The organism is Streptomyces sp. NPDC059456 (assembly GCF_042750055.1).
Taxonomy (GTDB): domain Bacteria; phylum Actinomycetota; class Actinomycetes; order Streptomycetales; family Streptomycetaceae; genus Streptomyces.
The window spans coordinates 1-5,584 of sequence record NZ_JBHYVA010000383.1; the positions used below are offsets into that span (position 1 = coordinate 1).

The 5,584-nt window shown below is 72.3% G+C and carries 3 protein-coding genes; 2 read left to right on the forward strand and 1 reads right to left on the reverse strand.

The features are described 5' to 3' along the window. Positions 1 to 54 precede the first annotated feature (54 nt). Positions 55 to 2,511 (reverse strand): DNA topoisomerase (ATP-hydrolyzing) subunit A, encoded by a 2,457-nt coding sequence (locus ACFXA3_RS27485; protein WP_385191076.1) that lies wholly within the window; start codon positions 2,509 to 2,511, stop codon positions 55 to 57. Between the two features lie 262 nt (positions 2,512 to 2,773). On the opposite strand from ACFXA3_RS27485, the gene ACFXA3_RS27490 reads away from it, so the two are divergent. Continuing rightward, a complete protein-coding gene (locus ACFXA3_RS27490; protein WP_385191077.1) occupies positions 2,774 to 4,129 on the forward strand; it encodes a M16 family metallopeptidase in 1,356 nt (451 codons plus the stop codon). Between the two features lie 20 nt (positions 4,130 to 4,149). After that, a complete protein-coding gene (locus ACFXA3_RS27495; protein WP_385191082.1) occupies positions 4,150 to 5,517 on the forward strand; it encodes a M16 family metallopeptidase in 1,368 nt (455 codons plus the stop codon). The last annotated feature ends 67 nt before the right edge of the window (positions 5,518 to 5,584 follow it).

A 5,584-nucleotide genomic window follows, 5' to 3' on the forward strand; every position in this document is an offset into this window, starting at 1 on the left:
GCCTTGGGGGGGGACCGCCCCCCGCCCCCCCCCACCCTATCCCCGCCGTACGTCCTACAGCGCGCCCCCCGCCAGAGCGGCGACGGCCGCGGGCAGGGCGGCCCCCGAGCCGTCGCGGCGCGGGTCCACGGCCGGGAGTTCGGCCGGGGTGCCGTTCGCCGCGGCCGCGCGGACCGGCGCGTTGCCGGCCCAGGCCAGCACCAGCAGGTCCTCGCCCTTCAGGAACCGCTGGCAGCGCACGCCGCCGGTGGCCCGGCCCTTGCGCGGGTACTGGTCGAACGGGGTGAGCTTGCCGGACAGCATCGAGTCGTCCAGCGTGCCGTGCGAGCCCGCCACCGTGAACACCACGGCGTCCCGCGCCGGGTCCACGGCCGAGAAGTGGATCACCTTGGCGTTCTCGGAGAGCTTGATGCCCGCCATGCCGCCGGCCGGGCGGCCCTGCGGGCGCACCTGGGCCGCCGGGTAGCGCAGCAGCTGGGCGTCGTCGGTGAGGAAGACCAGGTCCTCCTCACCCGTGCGCAGCTCGACCGCGCCGATGATCCGGTCGCCCTCCTTGAGGGTGATGACCTCCAGCTCGTCCTTGTTCGCCGGGTAGTCCGGCACGACCCGCTTGACCACGCCCTGCTCGGTGCCCAGGGCCAGGCCCTGCGAGGACTCGTCCAGCGAGGTCAGGCAGATCACCTTCTCGTCCGCCTCCAGCCCGGAGAGGAACTCCGAGACCGGGGCGCCGCCCGCCAGGTTCGGCGCGGCGTGGGTGTCCGGCAGCTGCGGCAGGTCGATCACCGCGAGCCGCAGCAGCCGCCCGTACGAGGTGACCACGCCGACGTCGGCCCGCGCGGACGCGGCGACCTGCGAGACGACCAGGTCGTGCTTCGCGCGGGCGCCGCCCTCATCCTCCGGCAGCGCGTCGCCGTTGGCGGTGCGCGCCAGCAGGCCCGTCGAGGACAGCAGGACCCGGCACGGGTCGTCCGCGACCTCCAGCGGTACCGCGGCGACCGCGGTGCCCGCCGACTCCAGCAGGACCGTACGGCGTTCGGTGCCGAACTTCTTCGCGACCGCGGCCAGTTCCGTGGAGACCAGCTTGCGCAGCTCCGTGTCGGACTCCAGGATGCCGGTCAGTTCGTCGATCTCGCCGGTGAGGCGGTCCCGCTCGGACTCCAGCTCGATCCGGTCGAAGCGGGTGAGCCGGCGCAGCGGGGTGTCCAGGATGTACTGGGTCTGGACCTCGCTCAGCGAGAAGCGCTCGATGAGCCGCTCCTTCGCCTGCGCCGAGTTGTCGCTGTCCCGGATGATGCGGATGACCTCGTCGATGTCGACCAGGGCCACCAGCAGGCCCTCGACCAGGTGCAGCCGGTCGCGCCGCTTGCCGCGGCGGAACTCGCTGCGCCGCCGCACGACCTCGAAGCGGTGGTCGAGGTAGACCTCCAGCAGCTCCTTGAGGCCCAGGGTCAGCGGCTGGCCGTCGACGAGGGCGACGTTGTTGATGCCGAAGGACTCCTCCATCGGCGTCAGCTTGTACAGCTGCTCCAGGACGGCCTCGGGGTGGAAACCGTTCTTGATCTCGATGACCAGGCGCAGGCCGTGCGAGCGGTCCGTGAGGTCCTTGACGTCCGCGATGCCCTGGAGCTTCTTGGAGCCGACCAGGTCCTTGATCTTCGCGATGACCTTCTCGGGGCCGACCGTGAAGGGCAGTTCGGTGACGACCAGGCCCTTGCGGCGCGCCGTCACGTTCTCCACGGCCACCGTGGCCCGGATCTTGAACGTGCCGCGGCCGTTCGCGTAGGCGTCCTTGATGCCCGAGAGGCCCACGATCCGGCCGCCCGTGGGCAGGTCCGGACCCGGCACGAAGCGCATCAGCGCCTCCAGGTCCGCCTGCGGGTAGCGGATCAGGTGGCGGGCGGCCGCGATGACCTCGCCCAGGTTGTGCGGGGGCATGTTGGTGGCCATGCCGACGGCGATCCCGGAGGAGCCGTTGACCAGGAGGTTCGGGTACGCCGCGGGCAGGGCGACCGGTTCCCGCTCCTGGCCGTCGTAGTTGGCGGTGAAGTCGACGGTGTCCTCGTCGATCGACTCCGTCATCAGTGACGTGGCGTCCGCCATCTTGCACTCGGTGTAGCGCATCGCGGCCGGCGGGTCGTCGTTGCCGAGCGAACCGAAGTTGCCGTGGCCGTCGACGAGCGGCAGCCGCATCGAGAAGGGCTGGGCCATGCGCACGAGGGCGTCGTAGATCGACGCGTCGCCGTGCGGGTGCAGCTTGCCCATGACCTCGCCGACGACGCGGGCGCACTTCACGTAACCGCGGTCGGGGCGCAGGCCCATCTCGTTCATCTGGTAGACGATGCGCCGGTGCACCGGCTTCATGCCGTCCCGGGCGTCGGGCAGGGCGCGGGAGTAGATCACCGAGTACGCGTACTCGAGGAAGGAGCCCTGCATTTCGTCGACGACGTCGATGTCGAGGATCTTCTCCTCGAAATCCTCCGGCGGCGGGGTCTTCGTGCTGCGGCGGGCCATCGCTGCGCGGCTCCTTAACCAAGAAAGGGTGTGCTGGGGGTCTGGCGGCTGGTCTGGCGGGTGATCCGGGCGGGGTTGACGGGGTTGTCGCGGACCATTGTGGCCCGAGGCACCGACAACGCCGACTCCGACCCTGGCGGTCACCCCCGGACGGAGTCGCGGGGGAGTGTGCGCCGGGAACTTCTCCGGTCACCGACGCGCTTGCATACAGTGGCAGGTCTGACGGAAATCTCTGCATCGCGATCGAAGGGACCACATGCCCATGGGTCACACGGCCACAGCCCAGGCCGGCTCCGGCGGCCTGACAGCGACCGAGCACCGGCTGGCCAACGGCCTGCGCGTGGTGCTCTCCGAGGATCACCTGACCCCGGTCGCCGCGGTCTGCCTCTGGTACGACGTCGGCTCGCGCCACGAAGTCAAGGGACGGACCGGTCTGGCTCACCTCTTCGAGCACCTGATGTTCCAGGGCTCGGCGAGCGTACCCGGCAACGGCCACTTCGAGCTGGTCCAGGGTGCGGGCGGCTCGCTCAACGGCACCACGAGCTTCGAGCGCACCAACTACTTCGAGACCATGCCGGCCCACCAGCTGGAGCTCGCGCTGTGGCTGGAAGCGGACCGGATGGGCTCGCTGCTCACCGCCCTGGACGACGAGTCCATGGAGAACCAGCGCGACGTCGTCAAGAACGAGCGCCGCCAGCGGTACGACAACGTGCCGTACGGCACGGCGTTCGAGAAGCTGACCGCCCTGGCCTACCCCGAGGGCCACCCGTACCACCACACCCCGATCGGCTCCATGGCCGACCTGGACGCGGCCTCCCTGGAGGACGCCCGCGCCTTCTTCCGTACGTACTACGCGCCCAACAACGCGGTGCTCTCGGTCGTCGGCGACATCGATCCCGGGGAGACGCTCGCCTGGGTCGAGAAGTACTTCGGCTCCATCCCCGGACACGACGGCAAGCAGCCGCCGCGCGACGGCACGCTCCCCGAGATCATGGGCGGGCAGCTGCGCGAGGAGATCGTCGAGGAGGTCCCGGCCCGCGCGCTGATGGCCGCCTACCGGCTCCCGCACGACGGCACCCGCGAGTGCGACGCCGCCGACGTGGCGCTGACCGTCCTGGGCGGCGGCGAGTCCTCCCGCCTGCACAACCGCCTGGTGCGCCGCGACCAGAGCGCCGTCGCGGCCGGCTTCGGCATGCTGCGGCTCGCCGGTGCGCCCTCCATGGGCTGGCTGGACGTCAAGACCTCCAGCGGGGTCGAGGTGCCCGCCATCGAGGCGGCCGTCGACGAGGAGCTCGCGCGGTTCGCCGCCGAGGGCCCGACGGCCGAGGAGATGGAGCGCGCGCAGGCGCAGCTGGAGCGCGAGTGGCTGGACCGGCTGAGCACGGTGGCCGGCCGCGCCGACGAACTGTGCCGGTTCGCGGTGCTGTTCGGCGACCCGCAGCTGGCCCTGACCGCCGTGCAGCGGGTCCTCGACATCACCGCCGAGGAGGTGCAGGCCGTGGCCGCGGCCCGGCTGCGCCCCGACAACCGGGCGGTGCTGGTGTACGAGCCGCTGCCGGCAGAGGCCGGCGCCGACGCGGCCGACGAGAACGACGAGAACGAGGGGGCGGAGCAGTGAGCGACACCGCAGCCGTCACGATGACCTTCCACCCGCAGCCGCAGGCCGGCGAGGCCCGGCCGTGGGCCTTCCCGGCCCCCGAGCGCGGCGCGCTGTCCAACGGCCTGACCGTGCTGCGCTGCCACCGGCCCGGCCAGCAGGTCGTCGCCGTCGAGGTCAACCTCGCCGCCCCGCTGGACGCGGAGCCCCAGGGCCTGGACGGCGTGGCGACCATCATGGCCCGCGCGCTGTCCGAGGGCACCGACAAGCACTCCGCCGAGGAGTTCGCGGCCGAGCTGGAGCGCTGCGGCGCCACCCTCGACGCGCACGCCGACCACCCGGGCCTGCGGGTCTCCCTGGAGGTCCCGGCCTCCCGCCTGCACAAGGCGCTGGGCCTGCTCGCCGAGGCGCTGCGCGCCCCCGCGTTCGCCGACGCCGAGGTCGACCGGCTGGTGCGCAACCGGCTCGACGAGATCCCGCACGAGCTGGCCAACCCCCAGCGCCGCGCCGCCAAGGAGCTCTCCAAGCAGCTCTTCCCGGCGACGCTGCGGATGTCCCGGCCGCGCCAGGGCACCGAGGAGACGGTCGCCCGGATCGACTCCGCGGCCGTACGCGCCTTCTACGAGGCCCACGTACGCCCCGCCACGGCCACCGCGGTCGTCGTCGGCGACCTGACCGGCATCGACCTGGACGCCGTCCTCGGGGACACCCTGGGCACCTGGACCGGCAACTCCGCCGAGGCGCTCCCGGTGCCGCCGGTGACCGCCGACGACACGGGGCGCGTGGTCATCGTGGACCGGCCCGGAGCGGTCCAGACGCAGCTGCTCATCGGCCGGATCGGGCCGGACCGGCACGACCGGGTCTGGGCGGCGCAGGTGCTCGGCACGTACTGCCTGGGCGGCACGCTCACCTCGCGCCTGGACAAGGTGCTGCGCGAGGAGAAGGGGTACACGTACGGGGTGCGCGCCTTCGGCCAGGTGCTGCGCTCCACCGCGGACGGCAAGGGCGCCTCGATGCTCGCCATCAGCGGCTCGGTGGACACCCCCAACACGGGCCCGGCGCTGGACGACCTCTGGAAGGTGCTCCGCACCCTGGCGGAGGGCGGGCTGACCGACGCCGAACGGGACGTGGCGGTGCAGAACTTGGTGGGCGTGGCCCCGCTGAAGTTCGAGACGGCCGCGGCCGTCGCTGGCACGCTCGCCGACCAGGTCGAGCAGGAGCTCCCGGACGACTACCAGGCGCAGTTGTACGCGCAGCTGGCCCAAACGGGCACGGTGGAGGCGACTTCGGCCGTCCTGGCCGCCTTCCCGGTGGACCGCCTGGTCACCGTCCTGGTGGGCGACGCTTCGCAGATCGAGGCGCCGGTACGGGCGCTGGGGATCGGTGAGGTCACCGTCGTCACCAACTGACGGACGACTCAATGGGGGGCGGGGGGGGGGGCCCCCCCGGCCCCGGAGTGGGGGTTTGTGTGTGGGT

Excerpts from the sequence above, each read along its gene's own strand:
- ACFXA3_RS27485 (WP_385191076.1), bottom strand. The coding sequence starts at position 2,511 with ATGGCCCGCCGCAGCACGAAGACCCCGCCGCCGGAGGATTTCGAGGAG.
- ACFXA3_RS27490 (WP_385191077.1), top strand. The coding sequence starts at position 2,774 with ATGGGTCACACGGCCACAGCCCAGGCCGGCTCCGGCGGCCTGACAGCG.
- ACFXA3_RS27495 (WP_385191082.1), top strand. The coding sequence starts at position 4,150 with ATGACCTTCCACCCGCAGCCGCAGGCCGGCGAGGCCCGGCCGTGGGCC.